The sequence below is a fragment of the Saprospira grandis genome (assembly GCF_027594745.1).
In the GTDB taxonomy this organism is placed as follows: Bacteria; Bacteroidota; Bacteroidia; order Chitinophagales; family Saprospiraceae; genus Saprospira; species Saprospira grandis.
On sequence record NZ_CP110854.1, the window covers coordinates 700401 to 718278 of the forward strand.

Annotated in this window: 8 protein-coding genes; 1 reads left to right on the plus strand and 7 read right to left on the minus strand. The window is 48.9% G+C overall.

Features of this window, described 5'->3' with window-relative positions; translation table 11 throughout:
- Positions 1-122: 122 nt before the first annotated feature.
- The 5 genes from ahcY to priA form a co-directional block, all read right to left on the minus strand.
- A complete protein-coding gene (ahcY, locus tag OP864_RS02715; protein ID WP_270099765.1) occupies positions 123-1439 on the minus strand; it encodes an adenosylhomocysteinase in 1317 nt (438 codons plus the stop codon).
- Positions 1440-1531: 92 nt separating this feature from the next.
- Positions 1532-2539, minus strand: coding sequence for an NADPH-dependent aldehyde reductase Ahr (gene ahr, locus OP864_RS02720; RefSeq protein WP_270099766.1), 1008 nt, complete (start codon positions 2537-2539; stop codon positions 1532-1534).
- A gap of 130 nt (positions 2540-2669) precedes the next feature.
- Positions 2670-3260, minus strand: a complete 591-nt coding sequence (gene bamJ, locus OP864_RS02725; protein WP_014373729.1) for a BamJ family beta-barrel-assembly machinery protein — start codon at positions 3258-3260, stop codon at positions 2670-2672.
- Between the two features lie 94 nt (positions 3261-3354).
- Positions 3355-4074: a BamJ family beta-barrel-assembly machinery protein gene (gene bamJ, locus OP864_RS02730; RefSeq protein ID WP_270099767.1), complete on the minus strand. Its 720-nt coding sequence runs from the start codon at positions 4072-4074 to the stop codon at positions 3355-3357.
- A 272-nt stretch (positions 4075-4346) separates the two neighbouring features.
- Entirely contained in the window at positions 4347-6866 is a 2520-nt protein-coding gene (priA, locus tag OP864_RS02735) for a replication restart helicase PriA (protein ID WP_270099768.1), read from the minus strand.
- A 514-nt stretch (positions 6867-7380) separates the two neighbouring features.
- Here priA and OP864_RS02740 point away from each other — a divergent pair.
- Positions 7381-15969 (plus strand): Ig-like domain-containing protein, encoded by an 8589-nt coding sequence (locus tag OP864_RS02740; protein WP_270099769.1) that lies wholly within the window; start codon positions 7381-7383, stop codon positions 15967-15969.
- A gap of 374 nt (positions 15970-16343) precedes the next feature.
- Here OP864_RS02740 and OP864_RS02745 read toward each other — a convergent pair whose 3' ends face one another.
- Both OP864_RS02745 and bamJ (OP864_RS02750) read right to left on the minus strand, forming a co-directional pair.
- Positions 16344-16553, minus strand: a complete 210-nt coding sequence (locus OP864_RS02745; protein ID WP_270099770.1) for a hypothetical protein — start codon at positions 16551-16553, stop codon at positions 16344-16346.
- Between the two features lie 387 nt (positions 16554-16940).
- Positions 16941-17789, minus strand: coding sequence for a BamJ family beta-barrel-assembly machinery protein (bamJ, locus tag OP864_RS02750; protein WP_270099771.1), 849 nt, complete (start codon positions 17787-17789; stop codon positions 16941-16943).
- Positions 17790-17878 lie beyond the last annotated feature (89 nt).

Here is a 17878-nt window from a genome sequence, read left to right on the forward strand (position 1 = left end):
TACGTTTAGTGAATTGATTAAAGCTAAGGTTTTTTGTTGGCTTTTGCAAGGGCAAAGGGGCAACAAAAGAAAAGGTCACCGAAGGCATTCGGTGACCTCTTGGCCCAAAAGGGCAATATAATTTAGTAGCGGTAGTGTTCTGGTTTGTAAGGACCTTTTACCGTTACGCCAATGTATTCGGCTTGTTCTTGGCTAAGTTCTTCTAGTTCAACGCCAATTTTGGCGAGGTGTAGGCGGGCTACTTCTTCATCGAGATGTTTGGGTAGCATGTATACATCTTTGCCGTACTCATCTGTATCGCGTTTGGTCCAAAGTTCGATTTGGGCCAAAGTTTGGTTAGTGAAAGAGTTTGACATTACGAAAGAGGGGTGTCCAGTAGCACAGCCCAAGTTCACCAAGCGGCCTTCCGCCAAAACGATGATATCTTTTCCTTCGATGTTATAGAGATCCACCTGAGGTTTGATTTCTACTTTAGTGCTTCCGTAAGCTTTGTTCAACCAAGCCATATCGATTTCGTTATCGAAGTGGCCGATATTACAAAGGATAGTTTTGTCATTCATCATGCGGAAATGCTCTTCGCGGATGATGTCTTTGTTCCCTGTAGCGGTAACAATGATGTCGGCACGAGGGATAGCGTTGCTCATCTTTTTCACCTCAAAACCATCCATAGCAGCCTGAAGGGCACAGATAGGATCGATTTCGGTAACGATTACACGGCAACCAGCACCACGCAAAGAAGCGGCAGTACCTTTTCCTACATCACCGTAGCCACCTACAACAGCCACTTTACCGGCCAACATAATGTCGGTAGCACGGCGGATAGCATCTACAGCAGACTCGCGGCAGCCATATTTGTTATCAAACTTAGACTTAGTTACAGAGTCGTTTACGTTGATAGCGGGCATGGGCAAAGTCCCTTTCTTCACGCGCTCATATAGGCGGTGCACCCCTGTAGTGGTTTCTTCAGAGATACCGAATACACCTTTGGCCATTTCGGGATATTTGTCCAAAACTACATTTGTCAAATCTCCACCATCATCTAGGATCATGTTCAAGGGCTGGCCATCTTTAAAGCTACGTAGTGTTTGCTCTAGGCACCAGTCGTACTCTTCTTCCGTCATGCCTTTCCAAGCAAAAACGGGTACACCAGCGGCGGCGATAGCAGCAGCGGCTTGATCTTGAGTAGAGAAAATGTTACAAGAAGACCAAGTTACATCGGCGCCAAGGGCTACCAAAGTCTCGATCAAAACAGCAGTTTGGATAGTCATGTGCAGGCAACCTGCAATGCGAGCTCCTTTAAGAGGTTGGCTCTCTCCATATTTCTCACGTAGGGCCATCAAGCCAGGCATTTCTGCTTCGGCTAGGGTAATTTCTTTGCGGCCCCAGTCGGCTAGCGAGATGTCTTTTACTTTGTAGTTCAACTTATTTACTGTTTCCATTCAGTTAAAAACTAGATTGAGTGATAAAATCAGCACAAAAGTACAATTTTATCCCTGATTTACAAAATATCTTAAGCTATTGATTATCAAAGCTAATCATTCTTTAGTACGATACGGTAGCGGGCCTTGCCAGCTTCCAAATGGGCGATAGCCTCATTGATTTGGCTCATAGGGAACTCCTGCACCTGGGGGTAGATATTGTGGCGCAGGCAAAACTCAAACATTTTGAGCATATCGCTGGGGCTAGCCACTGGGCTACCGCCCACAGACTTCTGTCCGCCAATCAGACTAAAAGCAGGAATCTGCATAGGTTCGAGGACTGCTCCTACGGTATGGAATCGGCCATTGGGGGCTAAGCAGCTGAGGTAGGCGTTCCAGTCTAGGCTTACATTGGTTGTATTGATAATAAAGTCGAGTTGGCCTTTCATTTGGGCCAGACTTTTGGCAGAGCGAGAATTGACCACTTTGGTTGCTCCCATGGCCAAAATTTCCTCCCTTTTATCGGGATTAGAACTAAAGGCCACCACCTCACAGCCCCAGTACTTCAAAAACTTGAGGGCCAAATGGCCTAGACCACCAATACCAATCACGCCCACCTTATCGGTAGGACGGACGCCTGTATTTAGGATGGGATTAAAGACCGTTGCGCCTCCACAGAGCAAGGGCCCCGCCTTGCTCAAATCGGTTCCCTCTGGTAAAGCAATCGCCCAAGACCAATGCGCCCGAACATGAGAGGCAAAACCGCCATGTCGGCCAACAATAACGCCCTGCGCCTCGCCACAAAGATGTTGCTCTCCGCCCATACAGCTAGGGCAATGCATACAAGAAGAAGAGAACCAACCGACCCCAACCAAATCGCCTACTTTTAGGCCTTTAACCTCGGTTCCGGCAGCAATAACTTCCCCCACAATTTCGTGCCCTGGCACAAAGGGGTAAGTCGTATTGCCCCAGTCGTTGTTGAGCATGCTCAAATCAGAGTGGCAAAGCCCACAATAATGCACCTTAATATCGACCTCTTCCTTGCCCAATTGAGGCAATTCGTAATCAAAGGGCTTGAGTTTCCCGCCTGCTTTTTCAGCGGCATAAGCTTTTACGTTCATGTTTTTTGGTTGTATTGATTGTATGTATTTTCTAAAGAGAAAAACGCTCAAATTGTTTAGGCCAAAAGGAGACCTAAGTACAAAAAAAAGAGCCCAAAACTGGACTCTTTTATAGCAGATCATGCAAGGACTAGCCTTGGATGCTCAACAACTCTAACTCAAAAATGAGGGTAGAGTGAGGAGGAATGTCATTTCCTGCGCCATTGGCACCATAGGCCAAAGCAGAAGGGATGTATAGGCGCCACTTAGAACCTACAGGCATCAATTGCAAAGCTTCTTGCCAGCCCTGAATCAAGTTACCTACAGGGAAAGTAGCAGGCTGTCCGCGCAATACAGAACTGTCAAATACTTTTCCGTTGAGTAGACGACCTTCATAGTGAGCCACTACGGTGTTTTTAGCCGTGGGGATATCGCCATTGCCCTCTACCAATACCTCATATTGCAAACCACTCTCGCGGCTAACAATTTCCTCACGCTTAGCATTCTCTTCCAAGAAGCTCTTCTCTTGCTCTACAGATTCTGCAGCCTGAGCAGCAGCAATACCTTGCATGTAGGTTTGTACCGCCTGCGAAGCAGCTTGTAGCTCTTCGTTAGTTGCAGACATGCCAAAAATAGCTTGGATACCTTGACCCATTGCTTCTACATCCATATCCTGAGGATTCACTTGATTGGCGAGATTGCTACCAAGCAAAAGCCCAATTTGATAACTAAGTTCTTTCATAAGTTGATTTCGATTGTATAAATTCTGTCGCAATGATACAAAAAAGCGCTCGCTATCCCAAGGATGCGAGCGCTCTTTCTAAATTCTCTAGACTTTACTCAATCGCTAGTAGTTCTACCTCAAAAATGAGGGCCGAGTTGGCCGGAATTTTACCCGCCGCTCGCTGACCATATCCCAAATTAGCAGGAATATAAAGCTTGTATTTGGCCCCTACAGGCATCAATTGCAAACCTTCTTGCCAGCCTTTAATCACATTGCCCAAAGGAAAAGAGATAGGCTTCCCACGATCCACAGAACTATCGAAAACAGTTCCATCAATCAAAGTCCCATGATAATGCACCTTCACTTTGTTGCTGATGCTGGGCTTTCCTCCAACCCCTTCCTTAAGGACCTCATACTGCAATCCCGATTCGGTCACTTTGACCTCGGGACGCTTGGCATTCTCCGCCAAAAAATCTTGGCCCTTTTTCAAGTTAGCCTCGCCAGCCTTGGCCTGCATATCCTGAAAAGTCTTATTGACTAACTGCTGTGCCGCCGCTTGGTCCATCAAAGGCTTCACGTCAGCATCCATGGCAGCTTGCAATCCAGCCAACAATTCTTTGGTATCTACATCATTGTATTCCATCCCCATGGCCTTGAGGTTACTCCCCAAAAGCATCCCATAAGCATAGCTAAAATTATCCCCTTGAGGGGCCGCTTCCTGATTAATCACGGGAGCGGTAGGCGCCGCCTGTGCTGGCTCTCCGCAAGATTGTAGCCCATAACTGGCAGTAAACAAACCAGCTGCAAAAAGAAGACGAGTCGTCCATTTCATACTATATCCTGTTTTATATTTTTTACTATTTTCTCCCCTAATTTACCAAAAATAATTCCATTTGCTCAAGTCTACCCTCCCAGATTAGTGGAAGATTAACAATCTGCTGTTTTTTTGGGGCCTCCGCCTCCCTTCGGTCGTCGGCGCTACGTTTCGGGGCTCGCAGGTCTGCTCGGCCCTGCAGGCAGGCTGCGCCTGCCTTTGGTCTGCGGCTGCGCCGCCCCCCTGCACATCGCTAGGCCAAGGCAGACGCCCAGGCCAATTCCCCAAGCTTAATAAGGATCTACATCAATGACTACTCTCAGCCCACTTAGCCCATCTTTTTGCCGTAGCAGCTCCTGCATATCTCTAATTTTGTCTTTTGCGGCCCGCAGGCTTTTTCCTCCTCGGCCCAATTTGATTAAGAGATCCATGAGGTAGTAGGTCCGCACCCTAGAAATAGAAGGCTCGGCCGGCCCCAGCACCCGATCGCCCAAACGAGATTGCAAAAACTTGGCCCCCCATTCTGCCGCCATTAGGAGCTGGTCCCGCTTTTTATGCTTAAACTGTATCTTGATCAAGCGTTGAAAAGGCGGATACTTAAAGCTGCGGCGCTCGGCCAGCTCCCTTTGCTGAAACTGCTGAAAATTGTGCTGCAAAACCTCCCGCAGGATTTCATGTTCGGCCTGATAAGCTTGAATAAGGACTCGGCCCTGCTTTTTTTTCCGTCCAGCTCTTCCCGCTACCTGCGTCATCAGCTGAAAGGCGCGTTCATTGGCCCTAAAATCTGGAAACTGCAGCATTTGGTCGGCCGATAAGACGGCCACTAGGCCCACATTGTCAAAATCTAGCCCTTTAGTGACCATTTGCGTCCCAATCAGGACATCAATTTGTCCATCGGCAAAGCGGTTAATCAGGCGGTCATGTCCATTTTTTCCCCGAACCGTATCCCAGTCCATTCGCTCTAGGCGAGCATCGGGCAAAAAGATTTGGAGCTCATCCTCAATCTTTTCTGTTCCAAAACCAATAATCTCTAGTTCATGGCTACCGCAGGCATCGCAGCTTTTGGGCAAAGAACGCTGATAGCCACAATAGTGGCAGCGTAAGTTATTGCTATACTTATGGTAGGTCAGACTAACATCACAATCCTTGCATTCTGTGGTCCAGCCACAGCTTTTGCAGCGGTAGAGCGGGGCATATCCTCGGCGATTTTGGAACAAAATCGCCTGTTCTCCATTGGCCAAGGTTTCTTTGAGTGCATCGAGTAAATGGCCCGAAAAAATGCCATGCATGCGTTTTTCCCGCTGCTGCTCGCCAAGGTCTACAATTTCTATTTTGGGGAGGGCCAGGCCTCCAAATCGCTGATTTAATTGGACCAAGGCATATTTCTCCTCCAGCGCATTTTGATAGCTTTCTAAAGAAGGCGTGGCCGAGCCCAGCAAAATATTTGCTCCATGCAAATGGGCCATAAATACAGCTGTATCTCTGGCATTATAGCGGGGGGCGGGATCTTGCTGCTTATAAGAAGGGTCATGCTCCTCATCGACTAAAATGAGGCCCAAAGACTGAAAGGGCAAAAGCAAAGCCGAGCGAGCCCCCAAAATAATGGGAACGCCTTCTTGTACGGCCCGCCAAATTTCTACTCTTTCGTTATTATTGAACTTAGAGTGATAGACCAGAATTTGGTCGCCAAAATGTTTTTGTAGGCGGCCCACAATTTGGGCCGTTAGGGCAATTTCTGGCAATAAATACAATACCTGTTGTCCTTGCCCTATATAATGCTCCATTAGCTCGACAAAAACCTGTGTTTTTCCGCTACCCGTTACCCCATGTAGCAAAACGGGTTTTTTATCAGCAAAATGTTGCAGGCAGCTTTCGTAGGCTTGTTGTTGTTGTTCGGAGAGGGCATAATTGCCCTCAGCCTCGCCATCATAATCATCTAGGCGAGACAACTCTTTTTGATAGATACTAAAGATGCCCTTATCTACTAACTTGTTGAGTAGGGCACTATCTATTTTGGCCCTTTCGTAGAGTTCTTTTTTGCGGACCTCTTTTTGTTCTCGGCCCAACTGCATAAAGGCCATGAGGGTATCTATTTGCTTATGGGCTCGGCTACCAATAACATCAAAGGCTTCTTTTATGCTGCTAGGATTGTTTAGTTCGTAGGGCGGGGCCAAGGCTACCCAATCTTCCATTTTTGGTTTATAGCGTTCTTGCAGCTCTTCTTTGAGTTGGACCAACTGTTTATCGAGTAGTGATTTGACCAACTTGTGCACCGACTTGAGTTTGAGCATTCGTTGGATATCGCTCAGACTGAGTTCGCCTTTTTTTTGCAATTGTTCGATGACCAGTGCTTCATCGCCTGGCAGTTCTTGGTGGAGCTGCATCCAAGGTTTAGACTCATAGTTTTCGGCGAGAAGGAGTTTACTTTCTCCGGCTAATTTGAGGCCAGCGGGTAAGGCGGCAGCCATTAGTTCGCCCATACTACAGAGATAATAGGTAGACATCCATTCCCAGAGGCGAAACTGCTCTTCGGTGACTACGGGAAAATCATCGAGGACCGAAATAATGGGGCGGGTTTGGTAGGCGGGTTTTTCTTCTGTAATGGCGTAGACCAAACCAGCGTATCGGCCTTGTCGACCTAGTTGCACCTCTACTCTTACGCCCTTTTGCAGCCATTCTTTAAGGTGAAAGGGGACCGAATAGGTATATAATTTAGCTAAAGGCAGGGGCAGAACAACCTCGACATAGGTTCCTTTTTTTTCTGCGCCTCCTCCAGATTCAAAGAGGTCTAACAAACTAGATGCGGACATAGGCGGTATCATAAATTTATGAGTGGCGAATATAAGGAACTCTAGACAGAAGCGCAGAACTCCTTTTGGCTAAAAAAGAAAAAAGGGAAACTTGTTTGGGAAGAGAGCCCTAGCGAAGAAGAGGCATTTGGCCTAGCGATGTGCAGGGGGGCGGCGAAGCCGCAGACCAAAGGCAGGCGCAGCCTGTCTGCAGGGCCGAGCAGACCTGCGAGCCCCGAAACGTAGCGCCGACGACCGAAGGGAGGCGGAGGCCCCAAAAAACAGCCCTTATCCAGCAGAAAACCAGCTTTAATATATATAGACAGCTAAATATTAAGGAATATTTAAATTGATTAGAGATTAGTTTTATACTCTATTATTTATTAGACTTTTGTTGAGGGTCAAGGTCCTTTTTATTAGTTGAAAAGACTTGATTATAAAAATGCAAATTCAGGAATTTTCACGTTCTTTAGACAAGGCCGGGGATAAATGCAACTGGCCAACTATTATTCAACGCCCCCTAATTTACTACAGCATGCATAGAAAAATAGCTTACTTTTTCACCCTTTACCTTCTATTGTCCCTGAGTTGGGGCCTAGAAGCGCAGATTGCCTATTTGGATGTTCCGGATCAGACCTTAACGGCGGGACAATCGGCCACTTTTGATTTGACCTCGGATGGGGATAATGAGATTAACATCTCGGTTAATATGAGTGGGAGTACCTTTATTACCTTCACACGGCCGGCATTAAATTCGGGCGTAAGTCAGACGGCGACCTTACAATTATCTGGGCCAAACATCCGAAAATTGGCGACTGGGGATCTAATTGGGCCGAGTTCGGGGACCTATACAGCGGGTTCTACCTTCTTTTGTTCGGCCTGTATTCAGGCGCTTTTTCCTTGGGCCGCACCACCTTTTAATGATGTCTATGTGGGCTTTCGGTTTATACGAAACTCGGGGACGACCCATTATGCCTGGGTTCGGCTAGATGTGCCCTCTGCCGCCAACACGGTAACGATTAAAGATTTTGGCTGGGAACAAACGCCTAATGCCCCCATTATTGCGGGAGCGACAGGGCAGGTTTTGGTCAATCAGATTCTGGTCTATGGGCAAGGCGGGCAAAATACGATTAGCACGCCAAACGGGACCCTTCAGATGCTGGCGACGACCACGCCTACGAACGCCACAGATACCACTAAAAACTGGACGACCAACAACAATAGCATTGCCACAATTAACTCGACTACGGGTTTGTTGCAGGCGGTGAGTAATGGTACCGTTCGGGTTTTTGCCACAGCCAATGATGGCTCTGGCGTATCTGGTTTTGAAGACATTGTCATTTCAGGGCAATTTAAGCCCGTCAGCAGTATTCAGATTGGGGGACAAGGCGGAGCTAGCTCTGTAATTTCTACCCAAAACCTACAAATGACCACTTATGTTTTGCCCACCGATGCCACAGATACCACAGTAAGTTGGGGGGTCATCAATGGAACGGGAACCGCCACAATAAATGCCTCTGGTCTATTAACCGGAGGTAATCCGGGAACGGTTCAGGTTACTGCCACAGCCAATGATGGCTCGGGCAACTCGGCCACGGCCAATATTACGGTAGATCCTTTGCTACTGTCTAGTATATCGGTACAAGGACAAGGCGGAACCAGTAATGTGCAGGCCTCCTCTAGTTTACAGATGGTCGCCACGGTTAGTCCGAGCAATGCCACAAATACAGGCGTAAGTTGGTCGGTGAATAACCAAACGGGTTCTGCCACCATCAATCCGAGCACGGGAATGCTATCGGCTGGAAATCCCGGCACGGTAGAAGTTTGTGCCACAGCTAATGATGGCTCTGGCGTGGTGGGATGTACGGTCATTACCGTCGATCCAATTTTGATTTCTAGTATATCGGTACAAGGGCAAAGCGGACAAACCAATGTACAAGCTGCTGCTAGTTTACAGATGATCGCTACGGTTAGTCCAACCAATGCTTCTAATCCATCAGTTAGTTGGTCCGTAATTAACGGCACAGGAACGGCTAGCATTAACGGCTCTGGTCTACTGACTGGCGGAAACCCTGGAACGGTTCAGGTTTGCGCCACCGCCAATGATGGTTCAGGCGTTTCGGATTGTGTGACGATTACGATTGATCCCATTTTGGTCTCTAGCATTAGCGTGCAGGGACAAGGAGGGGCAACAGCCGTTTCCTCTTCTTCAACCCTACAAATGTTGGCCACGGTTAGTCCAGCCAACGCTTCTAATCCATCGGTTAGCTGGTCCGTAACAAATGGAACAGGAACCGCCACCATTAACGGCTCAGGTCTATTGACTGGCGGAAACCCCGGAACGGTTCAGGTTTGTGCCACCGCCAATGATGGCTCTGGCATTTCCGATTGTGTGACAATTACCATTGATCCTATTTTGGTATCCAGCATTAGCGTGCAGGGACAGGGAGGGGCAACAGCCGTTTCCTCTTCTTCAACCCTACAAATGTTGGCCACGCTTAGCCCAGCCAACGCTTCTAATCCATCGGTTAGCTGGTCCGTGACAAATGGCACAGGAACCGCCAGCATTAACGGCTCAGGTCTCTTGACTGGCGGAAACCCCGGTACGGTTCAGGTTTGTGCCACCGCCAATGATGGCTCTGGCGTTTCGGATTGTGTGACGATTACGATTGATCCTATTTTGGTATCCAGCATTAGCGTGCAGGGACAAGGAGGAGTAAGTACCGTTCAATCTTCTTCTACATTACAAATATTGGCTACGCTTAGTCCAGCCAATGCCTCTAATCCCTCGGTTAGCTGGTCTGTAGTTAATGGCACGGGAACCGCCACTATCAACGGCTCTGGTCTATTGACGGGCGGAAACCCCGGTACCGTTCAAGTTTGCGCTACCGCCAATGATGGATCGGGCGTTTCCGATTGTGTGACGATTACTATTGATCCCATTTTGGTATCCAGCATTAGTGTACAGGGGCAAGGCGGAGCAACTAATGTTTCCTCTTCTGCTAGCCTACAGATGTTGGCCACGGTTAGCCCAGCCAACGCTTCTAATCCTTCCGTTAGCTGGTCCGTAACAAATGGAACAGGAACAGCGACCATTAACGGCTCTGGTCTATTGACTGGCGGAAACCCAGGTACGGTGCAGGTTTGTGCTACGGCTAATGATGGCTCGGGCGTTTCGGATTGTGTGACGATTACGATTGATCCCATTTTGGTCTCCAGCATTAGCGTGCAGGGGCAAGGAGGGGCAACTGCCGTTTCCTCTTCTTCAACCCTACAGATGTTGGCCACGGTTAGCCCAGCCAACGCCTCTACCCCATCGGTTAGCTGGTCCGTAACAAATGGAACAGGAACAGCGACCATTAACGGCTCTGGTCTGTTGACTGGCGGAAACCCTGGAACGGTGCAGGTTTGTGCCACCGCCAATGATGGTTCAGGCGTTTCGGATTGTGTGACGATTACGATTGATCCTATTTTGGTCTCTAGCATTAGCGTGCAGGGACAAGGAGGAGCGACAGCCGTTTCCTCTTCTGCTAGCCTACAAATGTTGGCTACGGTTAGTCCAGCCAACGCCTCTACCCCATCGGTTAGCTGGTCTGTAACGAACGGCACAGGAACCGCTACCATTAACGGCTCTGGTCTATTGACCGGCGGAAACCCTGGTACGGTGCAGGTTTGTGCCACCGCCAATGATGGTTCAGGCGTTTCGGATTGTGTAACGATTACGATTGATCCTATTTTGGTCTCTAGCATTAGCGTGCAGGGACAGGGTGGAGCGACAGCCGTTTCCTCTTCTGCTAGCCTACAAATGTTGGCTACGGTTAGTCCAGCCAACGCTTCTAATCCCTCGGTTAGTTGGTCTGTAACGAACGGCACAGGAACCGCCACCATTAACGGCTCTGGTCTCTTGACTGGCGGAAATCCCGGTACCGTTCAGGTTTGTGCCACCGCCAATGATGGTTCAGGCGTTTCGGATTGTGTAACGATTACGGTTGATCCCATTTTGGTATCCAGCATTAGCGTGCAGGGACAGGGTGGAGCGACAGCCGTTTCCTCTTCTGCTAGTTTACAAATGTTGGCCACGGTTAGTCCAGCCAACGCTTCTAATCCTTCCGTTAGCTGGTCTGTAACAAATGGAACAGGAACCGCCACCATTAACGGCTCTGGTCTGTTGACGGGCGGAAACCCCGGTACGGTTCAGGTTTGTGCCACCGCTAATGATGGCTCGGGCATTTCGAATTGTGTGACGATTACCATTGATCCCATTTTGGTCTCTAGCATTAGCGTGCAGGGACAAGGAGGAGCGACTAATGTTTCCTCTTCTTCGACTTTACAGATGTTGGCCACGGTTAGTCCCGCCAATGCCTCTAATCCATCGGTTAGCTGGTCCGTAACGAACGGCACAGGAACCGCTACCATTAACGGCTCTGGTCTCTTGACCGGCGGGAACCCCGGTACCGTTCAGGTTTGTGCTACGGCCAATGATGGCTCTGGCATTTCCGATTGTGTGACGATTACCATTGATCCTATTTTGGTATCCAGCATTAGCGTGCAGGGACAAGGAGGTGCGAACAGCATACAAGCTGGCTCAAACCTTCAGATGGTAGCTACCGTCAGTCCAGCCAATGCCTCCAACCAAACGGTAGTTTGGTCGGTAAACAATCAGAGTGGTACAGCTAGCATTGATCCCAATACAGGGCTGCTATCCGCAACTACAGCAGGAACTGTAGAAGTTTGTGCCACGGCCACAGATGGTTCTGGCGTTTCGGGCTGTACCGTAATTACGATTAACACAACAACTATTCTTGTCAGTGCGATTAGCGTACAGGGACAAGGAGGAAATAGCAATGTACAGGCAGGAGCCAACCTACAAATGGAGGCCACCGTCAGTCCAGCCAATGCTTCCAACCAGACGGTAGTTTGGTCGGTAACAAACCAAACAGGTAGCGCCACAATTGACCCGAATACGGGCCTACTTACAGGAGGCAGTGCCGGAACTGTAGAGGTTTGCGCCACAGCCACAGATGGTTCGGGCATTTCGGGCTGCACTACAATAACTGTTTTAACGGCGGTAGTGGCCGTAAGCAGTATTAGTGTACAAGGTCAAGGCGGACAAAGCAACCTTACTTTAGGAAATAACCTACAGATGGTAGCAACGGTTAACCCCGCTAATGCAAGCAATAGCTCGGTTAGCTGGTCCGTAAACAACCAAACAGGTACGGCTAGCATTGATCCGCTAACAGGTCTGTTGAGCGCTACCGCTGAAGGTACCGTAGAAGTCTGTGCCACGGCCAATGATGGCTCTGGCGTTTCAGGCTGCACGATTATTACCATTGACCCCATTTTGGTTAGCAGCATTACTGTACAGGGCCAAGGGGGTGCCACTAATGTTTCTTCTTCTGCAAGCTTACAGATGGTAGCAACGGTTAGCCCCAGCAGTGCCTCGAATAGCTCGCTGAGTTGGTCCGTAAACAACCAGACAGGAACGGCCACAATTAACCCGAGTACAGGGGTCTTAAGCGCTGGTAATCCTGGTACGGTAGAAGTTTGCGCTACCGCCAATGATGGCTCAGGCGTTTCTGACTGTATTGTGATTACGATCGATCCCATTTTGGTCAGCAGTATTGCTGTACAAGGCCAAGGGGGAGCCACTAATGTACAAGCCAATGCCAGCTTACAGATGTTGGCGACGGTTAGCCCAGCCAATGCCTCGAATAGCTCGCTGAGTTGGTCCGTAATCAACGGAACAGGTACTGCGACAATTAACAGTGCAGGTCTCTTGAGCGCAGGAACCCCCGGTACGGTTCAGGTTTGTGCTACGGCTAATGATGGCTCGGGCGTTTCAGATTGTGTAACGATTAGCATTGATCCCATTTTGGTCTCTAGCATTAGCGTGCAAGGACAAGGGGGACAAACCAATGTCCTCTCTTCAAGCAACTTGCAAATGTTGGCTACAATCAGCCCAACAAATGCCTCCAATAGCTCGCTGAGTTGGTCCGTAAACAACCAAACGGGGACAGCGACCATTAACCCCAGTACGGGCGTTTTGACCGCTGGTAATCCCGGTACGGTAGAGGTTTGTGCTACCGCCAATGATGGCTCGGGCATTTCTGACTGTATTGTGATTACAATCGATCCCATTTTGGTCAGCAGCATTGCTGTGCAAGGCCAAGGCGGCGCCACTAGCGTAACCGCTTCGGCTAGTTTGCAGATGCTGGCCACGGTCAGTCCAAGCAATGCCTCTAATACAACAGTAAACTGGAGCGTTACCCACCAAACAGGAAGCGCAACGATCAATAGTGCAGGACTTTTAACTGCTGGATCTGCAGGTACTGTAGAGGTTTGCGCAACAGCTACTGATGGCTCTGGCGTTTCTGACTGTATTATTATTACCATAACAACAAATACCGTTTTGGTCTCTAGCATTGCTGTGCAAAGCCAAGGAGGACAAACGAACGTCCTTGCTTCAAATAACTTGCAAATGCTAGCCACCGTTAGCCCAAGCAATGCCTCTAATAGCTCGGTCAGTTGGTCGGTAAACAACCAAACAGGTACAGCGACCATTAACCCCAGTACAGGCGTTTTGACCGCTGGTAATCCCGGTACGGTAGAGGTTTGTGCTACGGCCAATGATGGCTCAGGCGTTTCTGACTGTATTATTATTACGATTAATCCCATTTTGGTCAGCAGTATTACGGTACAAGGCCAAGGGGGAGCCACTAATGTCACCGCTTCGGCTAGTTTGCAGATGCTGGCCACGGTTAGTCCAACTAATGCCTCGAATAACTCGGTCAGTTGGTCGGTGAACAACCAAACGGGTACAGCAACCATTAACCCGAGTACAGGTGTTTTGACCGCTGGTAATCCTGGTACGGTAGAGGTTTGTGCTACGGCCAATGATGGCTCAGGCGTTTCTGACTGTATTATTATTACGATTGATCCCATTTTGGTCAGCAGTATTACGGTACAAGGACAAGGGGGAGCTACTACGGTTTCTACCGCTTCTAGCCTACAAATGATTGCGACCGTTAGTCCAAGCAATGCCTCGAATCCAAATGTTAGCTGGTCGGTCAATAATCAGACAGGCTCGGCAAGTATTAGTGCTTCTGGTGTGTTGAGTCCTAGCTCGGCAGGAACCGTAGAGGTTTGTGCCACGGCTACGGATGGCTCTGGCGTTTCAGACTGTATTGTTATTACGATTAGCAATACTTTTATTCCCGTTACGGCGATTAGTGTACAGGGACAGGGAGGAACCAACAGCATCAATGCAGGAGCAAGCTTGCAGATGCAGGCTACGGTGACGCCCTCCAATGCAACGAACCCTAGCGTGAGTTGGTCGGTCAATAACCAAACAGGAACAGCGACCATCAATCCCACAACAGGACAGCTCATTGCTGGAAACCCCGGTACCGTAGAAGTTTGCGCCACGGCCAATGATGGTTCGGGCGTAGTGGGCTGTACAATTATTACGATCAATGCCGTTTTGGTCTCTAGCATTGCTGTGCAAGGGCAGGGCGGCGCCACTAGCGTTCAAGCCAATGCCAGTCTGCAAATGATAGCCACGGTTAATCCCGCCAATGCAACGGACAATAGTGTGAGTTGGTCAGTCAATAACCAAACAGGATCAGCAACGATTAACCCCAGTACGGGCGTTTTGACTGCCGCTAGTCCAGGTACCGTAGAAGTTTGTGCTACGGCCAATGATGGCTCAGGCGTAACCGACTGTATCATAATTACCATCGATCCCATTTTGGTCGCTAGCATTGCTGTGCAGGGCCAAGGCGGCGCCACTAGCGTTCAAGCCAATGCCAGTCTGCAAATGATCGCTACGGTAACGCCCTCCAATGCCTCGAATCCTTCGGTCAACTGGACGGTCACTAACCAAACGGGAACCGCTACCATTAACCCCAGCACTGGGGTTTTGATGGCGGGTAACCCAGGCACAGTAGAGGTTTGTGCCACAGCCAATGATGGTTCTGGCGTTTCTGACTGTATTATTATTACGATCAATCCCATTTATGTGACGGGAATTAGCGTGCAGGGCCAAGGCGGACAATCCTCGATTACGACCCTCAATGGCAACTTGCAAATGTTTGCTACGGTAACGCCTAGCAATGCCTCGAACCCAACTGTAGTTTGGTCGGTGAATGACCCCGCAGTTGCCACAATTGATCCCAATACGGGACTGCTTACGGCTGTTGGCAATGGTTTGGTCACGGTAACCGCTACCGCCACCGATGGCTCTAATGTCTTTGGCTCAACCATTATTACGGTTAACAACCAATCGGTGATGGTGCAAACGATTTTGGTCAATTCTCAATCGGGAATAGATCATATTACAACTAATGCTGGAAGTTTACAGATGATCGCTACGGTCCTTCCAACTAGTGCCAATAACCAAAATGTAAACTGGTCGGTATCCAATAGCAGTATTGCCAGCATCAACGCTACGGGCGTGCTACAAGCACTAACCAATGGCGTAGTTACGGTAACGGCTACGGCTACTGATGGCTCTGGCGTTTCGGGCAGCAAACAGATTACGATTAGCAACCAAGGCGGGCAGGGACAGATTCTGGTCTCTTCTATTCAGGTACTTTCTGCTGGCGGAAATACGGAGATTAACTTGCCCAACGGGACTTTGCAGCTCTTTGCGGTGGTTTCTCCAACTAATGCCGATAATCAAAATGTGGGTTGGTCGGTTTCCAATACTTCGGTGGGAACCATTGACCAATCTGGTGTCCTTACCGCTAGAGGCAATGGCCAGGTCTTGGTCGTGGCTTCTGCTCAAGATGGCTCTGGCGTTTCGGGTTCTATTCTCATCGAGGTGAGTAATCAACCCACGGGAACAACTCCTATTGCGCTGACTGATGGGCAATATCGGATTTATCCGAACCCGCTTCAGGAGGTCCTAAATCTAGAGTTGGAGCTGCCCAATGCGGCCCCAGATGCTCGCTTACAGATTTTTGATTTCGCCGGGCGCTTATTGCTGGATCGCCAGCTAGATCTCCCTGAAGGCTTCTCGAATACTCAGCTTCAGCTTCCTGCTGACTGGCCTTCTGGGCTCTATTTCCTACAATTACAAACGCCTAAGGGGCAGCTCTTGGGCCAAAAGCTACAAAAACCATAAGCTAGCTGTTCTATAATTTGAAAAAGCCTGTTCGCTATTTGCGGATGGGCTTTTTTGTTTTTGGGGCCTCCCGCAGCAAGCTGCGGGCGCTACGCTTTGGGGCTCGCAAGTCTGCTCGGCCCTGCGGCGGCTTCGCCGCCTGGGTCTGGCCTGACGGCCACCCCGCCGCATCGCTAGGCCGTTTGGCCTTCGGCCATGGCTGCGGGTTAAAACCCGCAGCCAATTTCGGAACCACTAAGCTATATTTTGCCCCCTGCCTGCAGCTTAAAAGCCGCAGAACCTGAAAACAACTGCTATTCCGCCATAGCCAAAGGCCAAACAGCCCAACAAAACCTTTACGCCCTATTCTGCAACTGCAAAACAGCATATTCCATTTAGAGGATGCTATTCTGAAACTGCAAAACAGCATATTCCATTTGGAGGATGCTATTCTGAAACTGCAAAACGGCATATTCCATTTGGAGGATGCTATTCTGAAACTGCAAAACGGCATATTCCATTTGGAGGATGCTATTCTGAAACTGCAAAACAGCATATTCCATTTGGAGGATGCTATTCTGAAACTGCAAAACAGCATATTCCATTTAGAGGATGCTATTCTGAAACTGCAAAACAGCATATTCCATTTGGAGGATGCTATTCTGAAACTGCAAAATGGCATCTTACAGCTGCGGCAAGCTATTCGCAATTTGTGAAACGGCATTTGTAAACTAAGGGGAGCTATTTGTGGGGACTATACATCAAGACTTTGATGGACTGTTCAAAAAATTCGTCCTACAGGCCCGAAGGGCCGAAGGCCTAGCGATGTGCAAGGGTGGCCGAAGGCCAGACCGAGGCAGCTTCGCTGCCGAAGGGCCGAGCAGACCTGCGAGCCCTGAAACGTAGCGCCGCAGCTTGCTGCGGAGGCCCAAAAAAAAAAGCTGCTGCAACAAAAATGTTACAGCAGCTTATAAACAGTAGTTTCAAACTACCTACTTCACAATATCCAAAAGCTCAATTTCGAAGACCAAAATAGAGTTGGCGGGAATTTTTGGACGAGCTTGAGGGCCATAAGCCAAGCCAGAGGGAATATATACTCTCCATTTGGCGCCAGTGCCCATCATGGGCAAAATCTCTTGCCAGCCCTTAATTACCCCCTGAATAGGAAACTCAGCAGGCTCGCCACGTTCAACAGAACTGTCAAAAACAGAACCGTCTAGCAAAGTACCGTGGTAGTGCGTGCGCACCTTATCCGTAATGACGGGTTTGGGTCCTTTACCCTCTTTGAGCACTTCATACTGGATGCCAGAAGGCAGGCTAATGATCTTATCATTTTCCTTGGCATTCTTTTCAAAAAATGCTTTTTCCTGCTCTTTTACCTTTTGGGCCATTTCTGCCTGCATCTTTTGGTAGGCTGTATTGATAATCTGCTGGGCATTTTCGCCAGTCATGCTAGGCGCGCCCTCAAAAACAGAGGTAAAGCCGTTATTGAAGCCTTCATAATCAAAGCTATTGCCATCGAGCATTCCTTGCGATTTCACATTGAATCCCACCATAAAGCCAAACTCCGCCGAGAAATTCTCGGGGGCTTCGGGCATAGGGTTTCCAGATTGCTTGGCGGCGGCACAGCCTCCCATATACTGTTGGATTTTTGGACCAACTGTTTGCATTTGGAAGGGCTCCTCCCCTTTCATGGCAGCTTGAAAGTTTGTTGTAAACTCAGCAACATTCAAGACATCGGCAGTAAGGCCAGCGCCATTGATCAGATCATTAGCGATATAGACACCAAAGGCCTCTGCAAAGCGCTCTGTTGTTTGTTGTTCTTTTTCTGTTTGGGCCATTGCGCCAAGATTGGCGAGAAAGAGGAAAAAAAGCCCGAGGGTTGTCATTTTCATTTTAGCGAGTTATAGTTAAAAAAATACTTCTGCAG